The sequence below is a fragment of the Streptomyces sp. NPDC049970 genome (genome assembly GCF_040660235.1).
Classification (GTDB): Bacteria; Actinomycetota; Actinomycetes; order Streptomycetales; family Streptomycetaceae; genus Streptomyces.
Genome location: NZ_JBFALP010000008.1, coordinates 173,341 through 192,714 on the forward strand (window position 1 = coordinate 173,341; position 19,374 = coordinate 192,714).

General features: G+C 70.2%; 17 protein-coding genes. 16 read left to right on the forward strand and 1 reads right to left on the reverse strand.

The annotated features are described in order from the left end of the window. Positions 1-94 precede the first annotated feature (94 nt). On the reverse strand, positions 95-787 hold the full coding sequence (locus AB0I83_RS17445; protein ID WP_363305139.1) for a hypothetical protein: 693 nt from the start codon (positions 785-787) through the stop codon (positions 95-97). Positions 788-1,175: 388 nt separating this feature from the next. Between AB0I83_RS17445 and AB0I83_RS17450 the strand changes: the two genes are divergently transcribed. The 16 genes from AB0I83_RS17450 to AB0I83_RS17525 all read left to right on the forward strand — a co-directional run bounded on the left by AB0I83_RS17450 (position 1,176) and on the right by AB0I83_RS17525 (position 19,373). Continuing rightward, positions 1,176-1,385, forward strand: coding sequence for a hypothetical protein (locus AB0I83_RS17450; protein WP_103759856.1), 210 nt, complete (start codon positions 1,176-1,178; stop codon positions 1,383-1,385). Positions 1,386-1,499: 114 nt separating this feature from the next. After that, complete coding sequence (locus AB0I83_RS17455; protein WP_363305140.1) at positions 1,500-1,835, forward strand: hypothetical protein; 336 nt, start codon at positions 1,500-1,502, stop codon at positions 1,833-1,835. Beyond that, complete coding sequence (locus AB0I83_RS17460; RefSeq protein ID WP_363305141.1) at positions 1,835-4,126, forward strand: heavy metal translocating P-type ATPase; 2,292 nt, start codon at positions 1,835-1,837, stop codon at positions 4,124-4,126. Before AB0I83_RS17455 ends, AB0I83_RS17460 begins: the two co-directional genes overlap by 1 nt. 74 nt (positions 4,127-4,200) lie before the next feature. Then, positions 4,201-4,725, forward strand: a complete 525-nt coding sequence (locus AB0I83_RS17465) for a copper chaperone PCu(A)C (RefSeq protein ID WP_363305142.1) — start codon at positions 4,201-4,203, stop codon at positions 4,723-4,725. Positions 4,726-5,016: 291 nt separating this feature from the next. Then, a complete protein-coding gene (locus tag AB0I83_RS17470; protein ID WP_363305143.1) occupies positions 5,017-5,664 on the forward strand; it encodes a DJ-1/PfpI family protein in 648 nt (215 codons plus the stop codon). A gap of 179 nt (positions 5,665-5,843) precedes the next feature. Beyond that, on the forward strand, positions 5,844-6,593 hold the full coding sequence (locus AB0I83_RS17475) for an aspartyl/asparaginyl beta-hydroxylase domain-containing protein (protein WP_363305144.1): 750 nt from the start codon (positions 5,844-5,846) through the stop codon (positions 6,591-6,593). Between the two features lie 158 nt (positions 6,594-6,751). Beyond that, the gene (locus AB0I83_RS17480) at positions 6,752-8,155 is read left to right on the forward strand and encodes an MFS transporter (RefSeq protein WP_363305145.1); all 1,404 of its coding nucleotides are present in this window, start codon (positions 6,752-6,754) and stop codon (positions 8,153-8,155) included. 41 nt (positions 8,156-8,196) lie between these two features. Continuing rightward, the gene (locus tag AB0I83_RS17485) at positions 8,197-9,258 is read left to right on the forward strand and encodes a beta-ketoacyl-ACP synthase III (protein ID WP_363305146.1); all 1,062 of its coding nucleotides are present in this window, start codon (positions 8,197-8,199) and stop codon (positions 9,256-9,258) included. Beyond that, positions 9,255-9,491, forward strand: coding sequence for an acyl carrier protein (locus AB0I83_RS17490; protein ID WP_056792546.1), 237 nt, complete (start codon positions 9,255-9,257; stop codon positions 9,489-9,491). The genes AB0I83_RS17485 and AB0I83_RS17490 overlap by 4 nt, the downstream gene beginning before the upstream one ends. Positions 9,492-9,540: 49 nt before the next feature. Continuing rightward, entirely contained in the window at positions 9,541-10,431 is an 891-nt protein-coding gene (locus AB0I83_RS17495; RefSeq protein WP_363305147.1) for a TauD/TfdA family dioxygenase, read from the forward strand. Then, positions 10,428-10,961 (forward strand): FcoT family thioesterase, encoded by a 534-nt coding sequence (locus AB0I83_RS17500; RefSeq protein ID WP_363305148.1) that lies wholly within the window; start codon positions 10,428-10,430, stop codon positions 10,959-10,961. The genes AB0I83_RS17495 and AB0I83_RS17500 overlap by 4 nt, the downstream gene beginning before the upstream one ends. A gap of 45 nt (positions 10,962-11,006) precedes the next feature. Next, positions 11,007-12,608, forward strand: coding sequence for a long-chain-fatty-acid--CoA ligase (locus AB0I83_RS17505; protein ID WP_363305149.1), 1,602 nt, complete (start codon positions 11,007-11,009; stop codon positions 12,606-12,608). Positions 12,609-12,654: 46 nt separating this feature from the next. Beyond that, entirely contained in the window at positions 12,655-12,924 is a 270-nt protein-coding gene (locus tag AB0I83_RS17510) for a phosphopantetheine-binding protein (RefSeq protein WP_363305150.1), read from the forward strand. Beyond that, positions 12,911-17,308 carry an amino acid adenylation domain-containing protein gene (locus AB0I83_RS17515; RefSeq protein WP_363305151.1) on the forward strand — a complete coding sequence of 1,466 codons (4,398 nt, stop codon included), beginning with the start codon at positions 12,911-12,913 and terminating at the stop codon, positions 17,306-17,308. Before AB0I83_RS17510 ends, AB0I83_RS17515 begins: the two co-directional genes overlap by 14 nt. An 8-nt stretch (positions 17,309-17,316) precedes the next feature. Continuing rightward, positions 17,317-18,357 carry an ABC transporter substrate-binding protein gene (locus tag AB0I83_RS17520; RefSeq protein ID WP_363305152.1) on the forward strand — a complete coding sequence of 347 codons (1,041 nt, stop codon included), beginning with the start codon at positions 17,317-17,319 and terminating at the stop codon, positions 18,355-18,357. Between the two features lie 56 nt (positions 18,358-18,413). Next, on the forward strand, positions 18,414-19,373 hold the full coding sequence (locus AB0I83_RS17525; RefSeq protein ID WP_363305153.1) for an iron ABC transporter permease: 960 nt from the start codon (positions 18,414-18,416) through the stop codon (positions 19,371-19,373). Position 19,374 lies beyond the last annotated feature (1 nt).

Here is a 19,374-nt window from a genome sequence, read left to right on the forward strand (position 1 = left end):
CGGGCGTGCGCCAATCCGGAAGTTGGGAGATCGCGTCCGTGCATCACCTGCAAGGACGCACGTCGGCGGTGATGCAGCCGACGTGATCCAGCTGTCAGTGGACAGCGATCTCCCCCGGAGGTCCCCGGGTGACGAGCGTGTGGACGAGCAGTCGCGGGCGTGGAAGCGTGACGGAGCGGTCGACCGCGGACGCGGGGGGAGCGGGCGAGTGGGGCCGGAGGGCGCTGAGAAGTGCGAGGGGAAGGTGGAACCGGTCCGCCAGGGCTCGCAGAATCTGGAAGGCGGCCCGCTCACCGCGGGCAAGCCACACGCCGCACAGCAGCGCCGCCACCACGTGCGCCGCGAGCATGCCCCAGGAAGCGTTGCCGGTCATCGCTCCCATGTCGTGCATGGGCGGGGTCGCGTGGGCACCGTGAGCGGCGGTGTGCCCGAGCGCCGCTATGGCGGAGGAACCGCCTTCGAGTCGGGGCAGCGGCATGCTGTCGGTGAGACCGGCCTGCGTCGCGACGTCGTAGGCGCGCGCCGCTGCGGCCGTGTCGCTGTGCGGGCCGCAGAGCAAGGCGTCCGCCCATCGCTCGGCGAGCCCGGAATCACCTCCGGCTCCCGTGGCCGCCTGCGGCGCGGTCTGCACGAGCGTGAACACGCCGTGGAGTGCTGCCTGTACCGCGGCGGTGAGAGCGACGACAGTTACCTGGCCCCGTTCCCGTCCAGTGACGAGCCAGGCCAGTGTGCCGACTCCTCCTACGCACAGGGCCAGAAACCACCAGGGCAGTGCATCGTCCGACATGAGGACGTGGCCGCAGGCAGCGAGAGCCACGCACACGACCGCGAAGAACGCGGACCGTGCGGCGCGAAACCGCCATCCCACCGACATGGCACCCAATCCTGGCATTGTTCCCGCAGCGGCTCCCTGCCGGGTCCCGTGCGGCCTGTTGCGGACGACGCAGTGTGCTTCGACGGCATGGCCATCCACAGGGTCGACACGTGAAAGGGGTCGTACAGGGGGGCCTTCTGGTTCCCGCCACCCCTGGAGTTCCGGGAGCATCGGGTGCGCGCGGGCGGGTCACTGTGCATCCGCACAGGACGACGGCCGAGCTTGCGGCCCGGCGGCCGGGGGCATTACCTCCGTATTCGTCTCCGGCTTCAGCCGGAGGCCACGAATGGAGGAGAGAGCGATGACCGGATCCCCCGAGCCCCTGGCGACCTTCTGCGGGAACTGCAACTGCGGGTGCCCGCAGTTGTTCGTGGACGAAAGCGCTCCGGTCGAACGCCGGATCGTCATCACCGACGACTTCGGGCAGCGCGTGGAGATGAGTGCGGACCAGTTCGGGTCCCTGGTCGAGGAGGCCAAAGCCGGTCACCTCGACGCAGCTGTCACCGCATGACGGTCACGCGGGTCCTGGAAACCCCGAGACCTGACCACTGACCAGGTCCTTCGGTCAGCACCGCGGTCGTCCCTCCGCCCTCTTGCCACTCCTCACCTCACTCGCACGGGTGCTGTGACGCTGCTCACTCGTGCGGCGGGGAACTCCGGGCGGAGCGCCTTCGACTTCTGGACCGTCACGAGCCGTCGCAGCACGGCTCGCATCCAGAACCGCGAGGAGCACTCCGTGGAGCAGACGGCAGGTCCCGGACCCGAAGCGAATTCCGGCCGGGGCGTCCCGCCACCGGCGCTGTGGGTGTTGCTGCTTCTGCTCGGGGTCCTGTTCGCGGGCGCATACGCGGTGGGGAACGCGGTGGGGCCCGTCGCGCCGGGCATGCACGGTCCGGGAGCGACCGGCAACACGCCCGCCGACGACGGGGACATGCCCATGGAGCATGGGGGCGGTCACTGATGGCGGCTGAGGCGACACCGACGGCGGCGATGACGGACATCACCGTCGGCGGTATGACCTGCGCGGCCTGTGTGCGACGGGTCGAGCGCAAGCTGGGCAAGCTGGACGGGGTCACGGCGGAGGTGAATCTCGCCACCGGCCGGGCCCGCGTCAGCCATCCAGCCGAGGTGACCGTCGACGAGCTGACGTCCGCCGTCGAGGCCGCGGGATACACGGCACACGTGGTGGTTCCCCCGGTCGAAGGGCAACCACAGCGGCGGGTCGAGGACACGGCCGAGGACGACGTCCGGCGGGAGCGCGAGCGGCTGACCACCACCGCGGCGCTCTCGCTGCCCGTCCTCGTCCTGTCGATGGCACCGCCCTTCCAGTTCGACAACTGGCAGTGGCTGTGTTTCGTGCTCGCCGCTCCGGTCGCAGCCTGGGGAGCCTGGCCCTTCCACCACCGCGCCCTGAGCGGACTGCGCCACGCCACCGCCACCATGGACACGCTGGTGTCGCTCGGCGTGCTCGCGTCGTTCCTCTGGTCGGCGTACGCGCTGTTCCTCGGGGGAGCAGGCATGCCCGGCATGCGGATGCCGTTCAGCCTGGTGCCCTCCGCCTCCGACGGAGTGGCGCACGTCTATCTCGAAGCGGCCGTGGGTGTACCGCTGTTCGTCCTGCTGGGTCGGTTCCTGGAAGGCCGGGCGAGGCGCGGGACCGGGGCGGCGTTGCGGTCGCTCGCCCAGCTCGCCGCGAAGGAGGTCACGGTACGCCGTAGCGGCGAGGACATACGCCTGCCGATCGAACGGCTGCGACTCGGCGAGGTGTTCGTCGTACGTCCCGGTGAACGGGTGGCCACCGACGGGGAGGTGTCCGAGGGAAGCTCCGCCGTCGACCTGTCCCTGGTCACCGGCGAGTCCGAGCCCATCGAGGTCGGCCCGGGAAGCTCCGTGACCGGAGGATCGGTCAACGCGGGCGGCCTGTTGCTGGTGCGTGCGACCGCAGTAGGAGCGGACACGCAGCTCGCCCGCATCACCAAGCTCGTGACGGACGCCCAGGCGGGTAAGGCACGGGCCCAGCGGCTGGCTGACACGATCGCCGGCGTCTTCGTCCCGGTCGTCCTCGCCCTCGCGGCCACAACGCTCGGATTCTGGCTCGGCGCCGGCGCCGACCCCCAGGCCGCGATCACCGCCGCCGTGGCGGTCCTCGTCGTCGCCTGCCCGTGCGCCCTGGGCCTCGCGACACCTACTGCGCTGATGGCCGCCACCGGGCGCGGAGCGCGGCTGGGCGTCCTGGTGAGCGGGCCGCAGGCACTGGAAGGGCTCAAGCACGTCGACACGGTGGTGCTCGACAAGACCGGCACCCTGACCTCCGGGCACATGAGCGTCGGGCGGATCACCGCGACACCCGACGGACCGGACGCGGACGAGGTCGCCCGGCTGGCCGGCGCGGTCGAGGAAGGCTCGGAGCACCCGCTGGGCCGGGCGATCACAGCCCATGCGCGCCGTGCGGGCGGAGGCGGGCCACTGCCTGCCGTGTCCGGATTCCGGGCCACCGCCGGGCACGGTGTGAGCGGGCACGTGGACGGGCGGGCCGTGGAGGTGGTCGCACCCGACGGAACGGAGCTGCCCGCCGCTCTGTCGGCGGCCCGCGAACGAGCGGACGAAGCGGCCCGTACGGCGGTACTGGTACGGGTGGACGGCGCTCCCGCCGCGATCATGGAGGTGGCCGACCTCGTACGGCCCGGCAGCTACCGCGCCGTCGACCGGCTGCGCAGGCTCGGGGTCCGCCCCGTGCTGGCCACCGGCGACCGGGCCGCGGTCGCACGGGCGGTCGCGGAGGACCTCGGCATCGCGGAGGTCCACGCTCGCTGCACACCGCAGGACAAAGCTGAACTGGTACGCAGACTGCGGGCCGAAGGCCGGCGGGTCGCCGTCGTCGGGGACGGCGTCAACGACGCCGCCGCACTCGCCGGCGCGGACCTGGGCATCGCCATGGGCACCGGGACCGATGTGGCGATCGGCGCCGCCGACGTCACGCTCGTACGCAGCGACATCGAGGCGCTCGCGGACGCGGTCCGGCTGGCCCGGCACACGCTGGGCACCATCCGCACCAACCTGGCGTGGGCCTTCGGCTACAACGCCGTGACGATGCCGCTGGCCATGGTCGGGCTGCTGAATCCCATGGTCGCCGCCGTCGCGATGTCGCTCAGCTCCGTCCTCGTAGTGGCCAACAGCCTGCGCCTGCGCACCTGGCAGCCGTCCCCGGCCCGGCAGCGCCGTGGCCGTACCGCCCCCAGGAGCCTGACGTGACCTACCCACCCAGCCTCGCAGGGTTCGTCTCGGCGAACCTCATATCCCCTTCCTCTCCGTAAGGGAGCGCGTTCATGAAGAACCTCCGTCCGCCGAGGTCCGGCCGCCTTCGCCGTGCCCGCCAGGCGGCCGCGACGGGGACGGCACTGGCCGTCGCCTCCCTTGCAGCTGTCGGCGGTCTTTCCGCCTGGACAGCCGCCGGCTACGCGGGCAGCCCTGCGAACATCGAGGTGCGGGAGGCCCGCGTGCTGCTGCCGGTGATGCCTGGGCGGGACACCAACGCTTACTTCCACATCGTCAACACCGGCGGCGCGCCGGACCGGCTCCGCTCGGTGTCGTCCTCGGCGGCATCGGCCCCGAAGCTGACCACGCACCGTATGAACGCGGCCAACGGGGCCTACCGCGAGCGGTCCGGGAGCGTGGAGATTCCGGCGAAAGGGGAGGTGGCAATGTCCCCCCAAGGCTCGGCGGTGACCCTCCGCTCCGATCCCTCGTGGCGTCCCGGGAGCCGGGTCACGTTCACTCTCGACTTTCAACGGTCCGGGACGGTCACCGTGCAGGCCGTGGTCCGACCGGTCACCCTTGGCTCCACACCCTGAAGCCGAGGCGGGTTTCCCACCTTCCCCCGGGACTTCGCCATCCCACTGGTGAACTTCGCCGAGGGTGGGAACTCGGCATCGTTTCCATCCGACTTATGGGGCGGTCCGTTAGCTGCTTTCTTCGGCGACGGCGGCGAACTTCCGGCTGCGCGGAGCGCTCTCGGAATCTTCGGCTCCCGGGTGGCGGGGCGTTCGCGGACTGAGCGGAGAACCACATCGGCTTCTTCCACTCGTGCGAAATTCCCGCCTTCTTCGTGCGTGCGCTATGACCGATTAACCGAGGAGATTTACGTGCAGGTAGCGATCGTGCTCTATCCCGGATACACCGCACTGGACGTCATTGGCCCCTACGAAGTCCTGGGACGCCTGCCGGGGGCCCAGGCCGTCTTCGTGGCCGAGAATCCCGGCCTCGTGACCAACGATCTGGGCAGCCTGTCGATCAATGTCGTAAAGCACTTGGACGAGGTGCCCGCTCCCGATGTGGTCCTGGTCGGCGGAGGCCCCGGGCAGGCGGACCAGATGGCTGACGGCGCTCTGCACGACTGGTTGAGAACGGTCGACCGTTCCGCGACCTGGATGACATCGGTCTGCACGGGATCGCTGGTGCTGGCCGCCTCCGGAGTCCTGTCCGGCCGCCGGGCGACGACCCACTGGGGAGCGTTGGACCAGCTCACCGAGTTCGGGGTGACGCCCACGCCGGAGCGCGTGGTCATCGACGGCAAGTACGCGACCGGTGCCGGCGTCTCGGCCGGTATCGACATGGCCCTGACGCTGGCCGGCCGGATCTCGGGCGACGACGTGGCGCAGGCCGTGCAGCTTCTCATCGAGTACGCGCCGCAGCCGCCCTACAACGCGGGAAGCAGGGAGACGGCCTCGGACGAGGTCGTCGACACCCTCTTCACCGTCTTCGGCCCCGATACGTCGCTTGAAAGTGACTGAGCCTGGCCACTTCCCCGTGGGGTGCGATTCCGATTGATTTCTCGGTCACGGCGGGAACTCGACCGGACTGCCCTTCGACTTTTACTACGAAGCGGCCACCAACCTTCGATGAGGCAGCTACTGCGAAGGTCGCGACGCATGGTCGAGACCTTCGCAGTACGGGCGGGAAGGAATGCGCGATGCAGTCGACGTGCGAGCAGTTCACCGCGATACGTGAGGAATTCGGCCCCGACTCGCTGGCGCGGGTGGAGGAGATGATGGCCCCGGGAGGAATGCCGAGACATCCCCTTCAGGCGGGCGCCAAATGGATCCTGCCAGGAATTTCACAGCAGCCCTGGCACGATCCGCGAAGCGATCCGGCCATCGCCTCGCTGGTCGACGCCTTGGAGAACGCGCACGGCGCGATCCGCTCCGAGCACGAGCGCGCCTGGCAGACACGCCGCACGGCGTTCTCGGACTACGAGCACTACCTGACCCGCCAAGACGACTGGCAGTCCCTCTACATCTACCAGGACGGTCAACTCCAAACAAGGTCGATTGAGTTGGCACCCACTGCCTTCAGCGTCATCAGAGATGTCGCCGTCGCCGACGGACTCATCTGTCCGCTCCTGGAAAGCCACTTCTCCACGTTGCTCCCGGGGTCCCGTATCGCTCCGCACAGCGATCTGTGGAACTTCAGCATCAACCTCCACTTCGCCGTCGACATCCCGGACGACTGCGACATCACAGTCGCCGGTGAGACGCGTACCTGGGAGGAGGGTCGTTGTCTGCTCTTCGACTACTCCTTCGAGCACCATGCCGAGAACCGCGGTGAGCGCCCCCGGACCTGTCTCCTGGCCGACCTCTGGCACCCCGAGACGACCGTGCCCGAACGCAGGGCGCTAACAGTCCTGGTGACGGAGGTACGGAAGCTGCTCGCCGACATGTGAGATCCCGGGTGGCGTCCCGCATCGTCCGCCCACCGGCGTGCGGCAGGACGTGCTCCCGCGCCTTGTGCCCGATGACGGGGCGACCTCCGGCATGCCCGCCCGCCCCGACTGCTCCTGCTCGGCCTGGACGCCAGGCCCACACCCAGAAAGGGACGTTCATGTCCGCTACCGCACCCGAGTCGACGGCCGGGCGCCAGCGCCTCGGCCTCCCCGTGGTCGTCCTGGCGCTCGCCCAACTCGTCATCTCCCTCGACTACAGCATCGTCTACGTAGCGCTGCCGGAGATCGGCCTCGGCCTCGGGTTCTCCGACCACGACCTCCAATGGGTGGTCAGCGCGTACGTCGTCACCACTGGCGGCTTCCTGCTGCTCGGCGGGCGCGCGGCTGATCTCCTGGGCCGCCGCCGGATGTTCGTCCTCGCCACGGCGATATACGCGGTCTCCTCCCTGATCGGCGGTCTCGCCCAGTCGCCCGGTGTGCTGCTCGCAGTCCGCGCGGCCCAGGGGATAGGCGGCTCCCTGCTGTTCCCCGCCGCGCTTTCGCTCATCAACACCACGTACGCCGAAGGACCGGTGCGCAACCGGGCGCTCGCGATCTGGGGCGCTGCCGGTGCGGGTGGCCTGTGCTTCGGCTCGCTGCTCGGCGGTGTCCTGGTCCACGGGTACGGCTGGCCTTCGGTGTTCCTGGTCAACGTCCCCGTGGCCCTGGCTCTGGCCGTGCTGGGGTGGCTCCTCTTCCCGGCCGACGCGCCCCGGGACCGTACGCGTCGTTTCGACGCGGCCGGGGCGCTGGCCGCCACCGGCGGGCTCACCTTGGTGGTCTTCGTGTTTGTGTACGCGCCCGCCTGGGGTTGGACTCGCCTCGCCTCCCTCGCTGCGGCAGCGGTAGGGATCCTCTTCCTTGTGCTCTTCGCCGCCATCGAGCGCCGAGCTCCGGATCCGCTGGTGTCCGTCCGGCTCCTCCGGCACAGAGGGTTGGTCCTGGCCACGGCGGTGGCGGCTCTGTTCAGCGCGACGTTCAGTTCGCTGCCGTACTTCCTCACCCTGTACTTCCAAGCCGTGCGGGGTTACGACGCTTTCGTCACCGGGCTCTGCTTCCTGCTCCCGGCCGTCGTCGTCGCTGCGGGCACCCAGGCGGGGCCGCCCGCCGTCGCCCGTTTCGGGACGCGGCGGATGCTGGTCGGGGGGCTGGCGGCCGGTGCCGTCGGCGCACTCGCCCTGGTGCCCGCCGTCGCAGCGGAGGGCTCCTACCTGTCGTTGCTGCCGGGCATCGTGCTCATCAGCCTGGGCCAGGGCTCAGCGTGGACTGCCCTGTGGATCGCCGCCGGCTCGGAGGTGGCTCCGGGCGACCAGGGCATTGCCTCCGGGATCGCGTCCACCTCCCTTCAGATCGGCGGCGCCGTGGGCCTCGCCCTGCTCGTCGCCGCCGCCTCCGGCATCGGCCAGCAGTCCTCCGCCCCGGCGCTGCTTGACGGCATACGAACCGCACTGCTCGCGATGTCCGGGGCCCTGGCGCTCGGCGCGCTCGTCGCCCTCGCGACCCGGAGGGCGACCTCCCCGTGAACGCCCCAATGCCTGCGACCACACCACCCACCAGGAGAACCGTGTCCGCGACTTCCGCCGGGCGACCCGACCGCGCCGCCGTGCTGTGCGGCGTCGGAGGACACCTGCCCCGGCACAAGGTGGGCAACGACGAATTGGCGGCCCGGCTCGACACCGACGACGCCTGGATACGGACCCGGACCGGCATCCGGTTCCGGCACCTCGCCGCCCCGCACGAGGCCACGTCCGACCTGGCCGTCGCCGCAGGCCGCCGAGCCCTGGCGAACTCCGGTACGGCCACGGCCGATGCCGTCGTGGTGGCCACCACCACCCCTGACCGGCCCTGTCCCGCCACGGCTCCGCTGGTCGCCGCACGGCTCGGGCTGTCCGGGGCGGCGGCCTTCGACGTCGGCGCGGTGTGCACCGGGTTCGTCTACGCCCTGGCCGCCGGAGCGGGGCTGGTCACCTCCGGTGTGGCGGACCGCGTGCTGGTGATCGGTGCGGACGTGTACTCCCGCATCGTGGACCCGGCCGACCGGCAGAACGCCGTCGTCTTCGGGGACGGGGCGGGGGCCGTCGTCCTGCGCGACGGGTACGCCGACGAACCCGGCGCCCTGGGCTCCTTCGACCTCGGCAGCGACGGCGGCCACGAGGACATGATCACCGTCGCGGCCGGCGGCTCCCGCCTCCCCGCCGACCCCTCCCGCACCTCACACACCGAGCGGCACTTCGCGATGCGCGGCAAGGAGGTCTACCGCCACGCACTGACCCGGATGACGGACTCGGCCCGCACCGTGCTGGACCGCTCCGGCCTGACCGTGGACGACATCGACCGGTTCGTGCCCCACCAGGCCAACCTCCGCATCCTGCGCACCGTCGCCACCGACCTGGGCCTGCCCGCAGACCGCTGCGCCACCCACGTGGAGAGGGTGGGAAACACCGGAGCGGCATCCATCCCGCTCGCTCTCACCGACGACCACACGAACCGGCTCCTGCGACCGGGCCACCAGGTCCTGCTCACCGCCTTCGGAGGCGGCCTCACCTGGGGCTCCTGCCTCCTCACCTGGCCGGAACTGCCCCCGGCCGCCGAACCTGCCGACCACGAAAAGGAATCCGCCCCGTGACCGCCACCTACGAGCAGCTGGTGTCCATCCTCACCACTCTGCACGACGCCCCCGCCGACCACTTCCGGCCCGAGGCGACGTACGCCGACCTCGACGTCGACTCGCTGACGATGGTCGAGATCAGCATCCACATCGAACGCCACCTCGGCGTCACCGTCGAGGACAGCGAACTCGTCCCTGACCTCACGCTCGGCGCGACCGCAGAGCTGATCGACGCCCGCCTGGCCGCCTGACGCGATCACGGCCCAACACATCCGCCACCGCATCAGAAGGAGCACCAGCGTGCGCATCACCGACCACACCGGAACCGCCATCGGCGCATCCGTCGAGGACTTCGACCACACGTCGGCCTCGGAGAACGACATCGCGGCACTCAAAGAGACCGTCTACCGCCGCAAGATCGCTGTCCTCAAAGGGCAGCGCCTCACCCCACAGGCGTTCCTGGAGCTGGGCCGGCGGCTCGGCCGCCCGGAGACGTACTACGAGCCGATGTACCAGCACCCCGAGGTCTCCGAGGTGTTCGTCTCCTCCAACGTCCCCGAGAACGGCAAGCAGGTCGGCGTCCCCAAGACCGGCAAGTTCTGGCACGCCGACTACCAGTTCATGCCCGACCCGTTCGGCATCACCCTGATCTATCCGCAGGTCATACCGGCCAAGAACCGCGGCACGTACTTCATCGACATGGGCGCGGCCTACGAGAGGCTGCCCGATGACCTCAAGGGCGAGGTCGAGGGCGCACGCTGCCTCCACTCCGTACGCAAGTACTTCAAGGTCCGTCCCCACGACGTCTACCGGCCGCTCTCGGAGATCATCCAGGAGGTCGAGGAGAAGACGCCCGCCGTCCGCCAGCCCACCGTCTTCACCCACCCCATGACCGGTGAGAAGGTGCTCTACCTCAGCGAGGGCTTCACCGTCGGCATCGAGGACGAGGACGGAATGCCGCTCGACGAGGAACTTCTCCAGCGGCTCTTCGAGGCGACCGGACAGCTCGACCGCGACTTCGCGCACGAGAACATCCACCTCCAGAGCTTCGAGAAGGGCGACCTCCTGGTCTGGGACAACCGCAGCCTCATCCACTGCGCCCGGCACACCACCACGCCCGAGCCGACGGTCTCCTTCCGCGTCACCGTCCACGACGAGCGCAAGCTGCACGCCGGACTGGAGGCGGCATGACCGTCACCGACACCGCCCCGACGCACACCTTCGCCACCGACCAGGAACTACTGCCCCGGGTGCTCACCCCGTACAAACACCACTGCCGCTACCTGCTCACCGCCGAGGTGTCCGCCCTGCCCGACGGACTCTCCCGGGTGCGCGCGACGTTCGCGATCCCGGAGTCCTGCTACATCGAGGACACCGGCCATCTGAACGCGGTCGAGGTGAACATCGCCTACAACCAGATGATGTATTACCTCGTCGCCAAGTCGGTGAAGGAAAGGCTTCTGAGCGGCTTCGAGAGCTGGACGCTGGAGGACTTCTGGCGTCGTCAGCTGCCGGACATCCTCATCGCCCGCTTCGCCTCCCGCTTCCAACGGCCCGTCGACCCGCGGGACTTTCACGGCGAGATGGAGTTCCGCTCCGTCGAGCGGCGCTCGCCCGGCGGCAAGCCACTTCTCATGGCCACCACCGCCTACCGCTACGGCGACGCCCAGGACGGACGGTGCGACGGCGACGCCACCCTCGCCTTCGTCAACATCACCTGACCTCCCCGCCCGCCAGCGCGGGCCGGCACCGGACGGACACCACACATGGAATCCCCTGACGGCCCACGACCGGGCGCCCGGCCGCATCACAGACTCCACAGACTCACCACACTCGTCGACACCGCACGCTTCCACGCCGAACACCAGCCTGACACCCCGGCGGTCATCTGCGGCGACACCACCCTCACCTACGCCGCACTGCACAGTGAGAGCGACCGCACCGCGCAGGCGTTGCGAGCGGCAGGTCTCACTGCCGGTGACCGGGTCGCCTACCTCGGCAAGGAGTCCGAGCGCTACTACGAGGTCCTCTTCGCCTGCGCCAAGACCGGAACCGTCCTCGTCCCGGTCAACTGGCGTCTGACGTCACCCGAGGTCAGCCACATCCTCCACGACTCCGGCACCCGGCTCCTCCTCGTCGAGGAGGAGTTCCGGCCCGTGGTCGACGGTATGCCCGCCACACCGCCCGAACACATCGTCGTCCTCGACGCGGCCGAAGGCTACGCCGCCTGGAAAGCTGTCGGAACTGGAGCCGCCGAGGCGTACGCGGCCACCCGCGACACCCCGGTAGCTCAGCTCTACACCAGCGGCACCACCGGGCTGCCCAAGGGCGTCGTCCTGGCCCACCGGAGCTTCTTCGCCATCGCGGACGCCATGGCCGAAGCAGACGTCGACTGGATCGACTGGCGGGCAGGAGACATCGCGCTGATCGGCATTCCCGGCTTCCACATCGGCGGCCTCTGGTGGGCGACGCAGAACTTCAACGCCGGGACCACCGTCGTGGCGATGCCCGCCTTCGACGCGGCCGGGGCGGTCGAGCTGATCCACCGGCTCGGGATCACCACCGCCTGCGTGGTCCCGGCCATGCTGCGCATGATGCTGACCCGGCCCGGCGTCACCCCGGCCGATTTCGCCACCTTGCGCAAGATCGTCTACGGCGGGTCTCCGATCTCCGAGACTCTGCTGGAGCAGAGCATGGCCGTGTTCCGCTGCGAGTTCGCCCAGATCTACGGGCTCACGGAGACCGGCAACACAGCCGTCTGCCTGCCGCCCGCCGTCCACGAACCCGGATCGCCCCTCATGCAGGCGGCGGGCCGCCCCTACCCGGGCGTGCGGGTCCAGGTGATCGACGACCACGGCACCGTACTGCCGCCCGGAGCCGTCGGCGAGGTCTGCCTGGCCACACCTGCGCGCATGCTGGAGTACTGGAACCTCCCCGACAAGACCGCTGAGACGCTCGTCGACGGCTGGATACGCACCGGGGACGCCGGCTTCGTCGACGAGGACGGATACGTCTTCATCCGCGACCGGATCAAGGACGCCATCCTCGTGGCCGGGGAGAACGTCTACCCGGCGGAGATCGAGAACGTCCTGGAGCACCACCCCGGCGTCGCCGAGGCCGTGGTCGTCGGAGCGCCCGACGACCGGTGGGGCGAGTACGTCCACGCCTTCGTCGTCCCCGCCGACCTGGGCGGCGAGCCCGTCCGCGCCCGCGACCTGCACACCTTCCTCACCCCTCGGCTGGCGGCGTTCAAGCTGCCCGCGAAGTACGAGTTCATCGACCACGTCCCCCGCAACCCCAGCGGCAAGATCCTCCGCCGCGAACTGCGGAACCGGTTCTGGGACGGCTCCGACCGCAAGGTCAACTGACCTCCACCCACCGGGAAAGCCACCCCCCCACAGAGAAGGGATCACCATGCCCGCTGCCCTCACCCCCCAGCAGTTCCGCGCCGATCTCGCCGAACTGCTCTACCAGGAGCCCGAAGAGGTCGACCTCGACGACAACCCCGTCGGCGCGGGACTCGACTCCCTGCGCGTCCTCACGCTCGTCGAGCGCTGGCAGGAGTACGGCATCGACGTCTCCTTCATCGACCTGGCCGAACTGCCCTCCTTCCAGCGCTGGTGGCACCTGCTGGACGAGCGACAGCGAGCACGACAGGAAGCAGGACACCATGGCGACGTCTGAGAACCACCTGCGCCGCCACCCACTGCTCGGCGCCCAGGAGGGCATCTGGACCGGGCACCAGCTCGACACCTCCAGTCCCGCCTACAACACAGCCGAGTACGTGGTGATCGAGGGCCCCGTCGACGTGGACCGCTTCGAAGCTGCCCTGCGCCGGGCGGTCGAGGAGACCGAGGCCCTGCACTGCGTCTTCATGACCGACGACGACGGGCACCCTTGGCAGGTCGATACCGCCGTCCCTCGGTGGGACCTCCACACCGCCGACCTCTCAGAAGCGTCCGACCCCCACGCCGCCGCGCTCGCCTGGATCGACGAGGACGTCGCCCGCCCCGTCGACCTCACCCACGACCCGCTGTTCGGCCACGCCCTGTTCCGCCTGGCCCCCGACCGGCACCTCTGGTACCACCGCGTCCATCACATCGCACTCGACGGCTTCGGCCTCTCCCTGGTCGCCCGCCGCGCCGCCGACCTCTACACCGGCCTCGTGACCGGCACCGAGCCGGGACCCTGCGGCTTCGGCACCCTCGCCTCCGTACGCGAGGAGGAGGCCGCCTACCGTACGTCCGATCGGTACGCACGCGACCGGGACCATTGGAACGGCCGGTACGCCGACCGGCCGGAGGTAGCCACCCCAGCAGGACGCTCGGCGCTTCCGGGCGCCTCCTTCCTCCGGGACGCGGCGGATCTCGACGCCGGCACCACCGCGGCGCTCCGGACCACCGCCCGTGCCCTGAAAGTGTCCTGGTCGGAGATCCTGCTCGCGGTCACCGCTGCCCACCTCCACCGCGCCACCGGGGCACCCGAGATCGTGCTGAGCGTCCCGGCGATGGGCCGCTTCGGCTCGGTTTCCCTGCGCGTGCCCGCCATGGTCCGCAACATCCTGCCGCTCCGGCTGACCGTGGGCCCGGACGACAGCCTGCGCACCCTGACCGCCGCAGTCTCCCAAGAGGTGCGCGCCGCCCTCCCGCACCAGCGCTACCGCTACGAACAGATCCGCCGCGACCTGCGACTGGTGGGCGGTGGACGGCGCCTCTCCGGACCCGGCGTCAACATCATGCCCTTCGCCTACGACCTGCGCTTCGCCGGACACCGCAGCACCGTCCACAACCTCTCGGCCGGCCCCGTCGACGACCTTGCGTTCAACGTGTACGACCGCTCCGAAGGCACCGCCCTGCGCTTCGCCGTGGACGCCAACCCAGACCTCTACACCGCTGCCGAGGTCGCGGATCATCGCAGCGCCCTGTTCAGCCTCCTGGCGGAATCGGTTGCCGAACCCGACCGGCCGTTCACCTCTCTGCGCCCCGTACGGAGCGCACGCGGCGTACCGCCCATCCAGGTCATGGAGGGGGACCCGCTCCCCGCGCCGCCGCGCCCCGTGCTCTCGCTCATCGCCGATCATGCGACCCGCCGCGGCGGCGCGGTGGCCGTCGAGGAGGGCGACCGGAGCATCTCGTACGCCGACCTCTTCGGCGAGACCCTCCACATTGCCCGGCGGATCGCCGGACATGGGGTGAGCCGCGGTGAACTGGTGGCCGTGGCCCTGCCCCGGGGCATAGACGCCGTCACCGTCCTGCTCGGCATCATGGCTGCGAGGGCCGTCTACTGCCCCCTCGACCCCAGCGCCCCGACGGACCGCACCACCGCCCTGCTCACCTCCGCCGCGCCCGCCCTCGTCGTCACCGAACAGCGATACGCCCACCTCTTCCCGAACCGCGAGATCATGCTGATCGACGCACCGCCGGGCACTGAGCCCCACCAGCCCCCGCTCTCCACCTCGGGGCCCGACGACCTCGCCTACGTGCTCCACACCTCCGGTTCCACGGGGGAGCCCAAGGGCGTCGAGGTCGGGCACGGCGCGCTGACTCACTTCGTCGCGGCGGCGGGCATCCGCTACGGGCCGCAACGCGACGACCGCGTACTTCAGTTCGCCCCCCTCCACTTCGACACCAGCGTCGAGGAGATCTTCCTGACCCTGTGCTCCGGCGCCACCCTGGTGATCCGTGAGCCGGACATGACGGACTCGGTCCCGCACTTCCTCTCCGTATGCGAGCGTCTGGCCGTCAATGTGCTCGACCTGCCGACCGCGTACTGGCACGAGCTGGCCTACGCCCTGTCCACCGGGGCGGGAGATCTGCCGAGCACGGTGCACACCGTGATCATCGGCGGCGAGGCGGCCCTGCCCGAGCGAACGGCCCGCTGGCGCAAGGCCGTCGGCACGGACGTCCGCCTGGTCAACACCTACGGCCCGACCGAGGGAACGGTGGTGGCCACCGCCGCCGACCTGAACGACCCCGCCCTCGCCCCCGACGACATCCCCGTAGGCCGCCCCCTGCCCGGCAGCCGGGTCGCCGTCCGCGACAAAGAGCTGTATCTGCTGGGCCCCGCCCTCGCCCACGGCTACCGCAACCTGCCCAAGGAGACCGCCGAGCGGTTCGTCCGGCTGGAAGACCTGCCCGACGCTCCGCGCGCCTACCGCACCGGTGACCGCGTGCAGCTCGGGAAGGACGGCCTCCTGCGCTACCTCGGTCGCGTCGACGACGAGTTCAAGATCAGCGGCCACCGGGTCCAGCCGGCCGAGGTGGAGAGCGCCCTGCTCTCCCACCCCGGCATCAAGGGAGCCGTCGTGGTGGGCCAGGTACTGCCCGACGGAGCCCGCAGGCTCACCGCCCACCTGGTCACCGCCGAGGGTCAGCCCCCGCTCTCCGGGGTACGCGACCACCTCAAGGCCCGGCTGCCCGCAGCGATGATCCCCACCTCGCTCAACTTCCTGGCCCGACTGCCCCTTACGCTGTCCGGCAAGACGGACCGCGCCGCCCTGCTCGCCCAGCTCCCGTCGCCGGGGGTCACTGCCGAAACCTTCCTGGACCGCACGCTCACGAAGGCCGTGACCCACGTCTGGCGTGAGGTGCTGGCGGCCGGAGACCTCACTGAGCACGACGACGTCTTCGACCGCGGGGCCCAGTCCCTCCAGGCCATCCAGGCAGCCAACCGCCTGGCGGCCGAACTGGGCAGGGAAGTGAAGGTGGCCTGGCTCTTCCAGCACGCTACTTCCGCCGCTCTCGCCGCGTTCCTCGCAGCCGAGTCCGGCTCCGGCCCCGACAACCTGACGACCGGGTCCGTACTGCCCTCCACCCTGGCTGCCGACACGATCCTCACCCCCGGTATCCAACCGGGAGCCGACACGGCTGCCTGGCCGCCCCGGAGGGTCCTGCTCACCGGAGCCACAGGCTTCGTCGGAACCCACCTGCTTGCCGAACTGTTGCGCCGCACCGATGCCGAGGTGGTCTGCGCCGTACGGGCCGCGAGCCCCGACACAGCCCTGGAACGCGTCCACTCCGCGCTGGCTGCGGCCGACCTGCCACTGCCACCGGACCAGCACCAACGCGTGACTGCTTTTCCGGCCGACCTCGACCGGCCCCTGCTGGGCCTGGGCGACGAGCAATGGGACGAACTCAGGGCCACTGTCGACGCCATCGTCCACAACGGCGCGGCGGTCAGCGTCGTCCGTGACTACACCGCGCTTCGCCCGGCCAACACAGACTCCACCCACGATCTGCTGCGGCTGGCCGCTCCGCGACGCATCCCGCTCCACTACGTCTCCACCGTCTCCGTCGGCCCGCCCCGCTCCCTGAGCGCGGAGTTCACGGAGTCGTTCCTCCCTGCCCACGAAGGGCTGCGTTACGGCTACCAGCAGGCCAAGTGGGCCTCCGAACGCCTCCTGGAACAGGCGGCTGAGCGTGGTCTGGCCGTGACCATTCACCGGCTCGGCCGCGTCGTCGGACCGATCGGTACAGGCAGGGTCAACCGCCAGGACTTCCTGTGGACCGTCCTGCGTGCCGGAGTGCCTGCGGGCCTTGTGCCCGACCTCTTCACGGAGGAGTCCTGGACCCCGGCCGACCGGGTCGCCGCCGAGATCGTGGTGACCGGCCCCGGCACACGGCACCCGGCGGCGGTGGTGCACCACCACGCGGGGACCCCGGTGCGCCAGGAGGATCTGCACCGTTGGCTGCGCGAGTACGGATACACGGTCGAGGCCCTGGCCCTGGACACCTGGCGGGAGCGGATATCTCAGGACGACGAAGACGCCGCAGCGGTCCTGGCGTTCTTCGACTCCCTGCCCGATGCCCCGATCGGAACGGACGGAGACCTCGCCCTGGCGACCGTTCAGGCGGACCACGTGCGCGCAAGCCTCCTGGCAGCCGGAAGCCCCGTCCCGCCCACTCACCCGGTGATCGACCGGGCGGCCTTCTTCCGGCAGCTGGACCACTGCGTGGCCCAAGGTGACCTCCCGGCCCCCACTGCACCCGGCTCGCAAAAGCCGGGAACCGGCTCCGAGCCCCGTCCGACTCTTGATACGAACCCCGGCCGTGAGCCGGCCTCGAACTAGGAGCACACATGTCCACCAAGCGGATCGCCGCCCTCGGAGTGATAGCCGTCGTCGGCCTCGCGACCGCCGGATGCGGGGACTCGTCGGACGGGAAGACCGCGGCAGCAGAGAAGCCCGCCGCCTCGTCCCCGGCCGGCGGCTACCCGGTGACACTGGAGAACTGCGGGGTGAAGCAGACCTTCACCAAGGCCCCCAGCAGAGTGGTCGTCATGAACGGCGCCTCGGTCGCCGAGGTCTCCACGCTGCTGGCCCTCGGACTCAAGGACCGCATCGCCGTCAACCAGCAGACCTACGGCATGTCCGAGGTCCCGGGCCGAGCCGACGCGATCAAGTCCTTGCCGAAGGGGGACATCAAGCTCAACGACGCCTTCGACATCCCCCGCGAGGCGATGCTCGCCCAGCGCCCCGACCTCGTCCTGTCCACCACCGCCTACGGTTTCGACGCCAAGAACGGCTTCGCCACCCGCGACCAGCTCAAGCAGGTCGGCGCCAACAGCTACATCTCCCCGCAGGGCTGCGACCAGGACACCTCCGGAATGACCATGGAGGACAGCCGGACCCTGCTGCGCGACATGGGCAAGGTCTTCGGCGTCAGCGACCGCGCCGAGAAGCTGATCGCCGAGTCCGACAAGCGCACCGCTGAGATCGCGGAGAAGGTCAAGGGCGAGAAGAAGCCCAAGGTCATGGTGCTCTTCTCCAACATGACCATGGGCGGCAACGACTTCAGCTCCGTCGTCGCCAAGGGCATCTACAACGACATCCTCGCAAACGCCGGGGGCACCAACGCCTTCGAGAACGCCGCCAAGGGCTCCTTCGCCGACCTCAGCAAGGAGAAGGTCGCCGCCGCCGACGTGGACGCCCTCGTCGTCATCAGTTACAACGACCCCGATCCGGGGGCCTACGCCAAGAAACTGCTCAAGGAGTTCCCCCAGTGGACGGCCGCGAAGAACGAGGCGTACGTGGTGCTGTCCGACTCGATCTACCTCGGCCCCAGCAACGACGTGGCCGTGGAGAAGATCGCCAAGACGCTCCACCCCGACGCGCTCTGACCGGACTTCGGCTCTCTCTCGGTGTCGCCGTCCTGCTCGCCGCGCTGATCGCCGCCATGATCACAGCGATCAGCATCGGCGCGGTGACCATACCGGTCGCCGACGTCTGGACCATCGTGGCCCACCACATCACGGGGCAAGGGGCCACGGACGACCCGGCACCGGACCAGATCGTGTGGAACTTCCGCACACCCCGCGTCCTGCTCGCGGCCCTCGCCGGAGCCGGACTGGCGGTGGCAGGTGCAGTCCTGCAGACCCTCGTCACCAACCCGCTGGCCGACCCGACCGTGCTCGGCTTCTCCTACGGGGCCTCTTTCGGAGCGGTCCTGGTCATCACCCTGGGCGGGATCGGCATCGGGGGCGTGGGGGTGGCGGGGGCGGCCTTCCTGGGTGCTCTCGCCACCGGGGCGGTGGTCTTCGCCCTCGGCCGCCGCCGAGGACGACTGGCACCCACCCGCCTCGTCCTCGCGGGCGTGGCGGTCGGCTACGTCCTGCTCTCCGCGACCAGCTTCGTCCAGCTCTGGGCCACCCCCACCGAGCTGCGCACCGTCATGTTCTGGATGCTCGGCAGCGTTGCCGGAGCCCAGTGGAACCAACTGCCCGTCGTCGCGAGCATCGTCCTGACCTGCACCGCCCTGCTCGGGCTCTTCGGCCGGCAGCTCAACGCCGTCCTCGCGGGCGACGAATCCGCCACCGCACTCGGCGTGGACGTCAACCGCCTGCGCGCCGTCCTGCTCGTCATCACCGCGCTGCTCACCGGCTCGGTCATCGCGGTGGCCGGCGGCATCGGCTTCGTCGGCCTGATGATCCCCCACCTCGTGCGCCTCACCGTCGGCGCGGACCACCGTCGGCTTCTCCCGCTGACCGCGCTCCTCGGAGCCGTCTACCTCGTCCTCGTCGACCTCCTCTCCCGCACCCTCATCCGCCCCAACGAACTGCCGCTGGGCATTCTCACCGCCCTGCTCGGCGCCCCCTTCTTCCTGTGGCTGCTGCGCCGCAACAAGGGCCTGGACTGAG

What these genes read in the sequence shown, in the direction of transcription:
- AB0I83_RS17445 (WP_363305139.1), bottom strand. Translation starts at nt 787, where the DNA reads ATGTCGGACGATGCACTGCCCTGGTGGTTTCTGGCCCTGTGCGTAGGA.
- AB0I83_RS17450 (WP_103759856.1), top strand. Translation starts at nt 1,176, where the DNA reads ATGACCGGATCCCCCGAGCCCCTGGCGACCTTCTGCGGGAACTGCAAC.
- AB0I83_RS17460 (WP_363305141.1), top strand. Translation starts at nt 1,835, where the DNA reads ATGGCGGCTGAGGCGACACCGACGGCGGCGATGACGGACATCACCGTC.
- AB0I83_RS17465 (WP_363305142.1), top strand. Translation starts at nt 4,201, where the DNA reads ATGAAGAACCTCCGTCCGCCGAGGTCCGGCCGCCTTCGCCGTGCCCGC.
- AB0I83_RS17475 (WP_363305144.1), top strand. Translation starts at nt 5,844, where the DNA reads ATGCAGTCGACGTGCGAGCAGTTCACCGCGATACGTGAGGAATTCGGC.
- AB0I83_RS17480 (WP_363305145.1), top strand. Translation starts at nt 6,752, where the DNA reads ATGTCCGCTACCGCACCCGAGTCGACGGCCGGGCGCCAGCGCCTCGGC.
- AB0I83_RS17500 (WP_363305148.1), top strand. Translation starts at nt 10,428, where the DNA reads ATGACCGTCACCGACACCGCCCCGACGCACACCTTCGCCACCGACCAG.
- AB0I83_RS17505 (WP_363305149.1), top strand. Translation starts at nt 11,007, where the DNA reads ATGGAATCCCCTGACGGCCCACGACCGGGCGCCCGGCCGCATCACAGA.
- AB0I83_RS17510 (WP_363305150.1), top strand. Translation starts at nt 12,655, where the DNA reads ATGCCCGCTGCCCTCACCCCCCAGCAGTTCCGCGCCGATCTCGCCGAA.
- AB0I83_RS17515 (WP_363305151.1), top strand. Translation starts at nt 12,911, where the DNA reads ATGGCGACGTCTGAGAACCACCTGCGCCGCCACCCACTGCTCGGCGCC.
- AB0I83_RS17520 (WP_363305152.1), top strand. Translation starts at nt 17,317, where the DNA reads ATGTCCACCAAGCGGATCGCCGCCCTCGGAGTGATAGCCGTCGTCGGC.
- AB0I83_RS17525 (WP_363305153.1), top strand. Translation starts at nt 18,414, where the DNA reads ATGATCACAGCGATCAGCATCGGCGCGGTGACCATACCGGTCGCCGAC.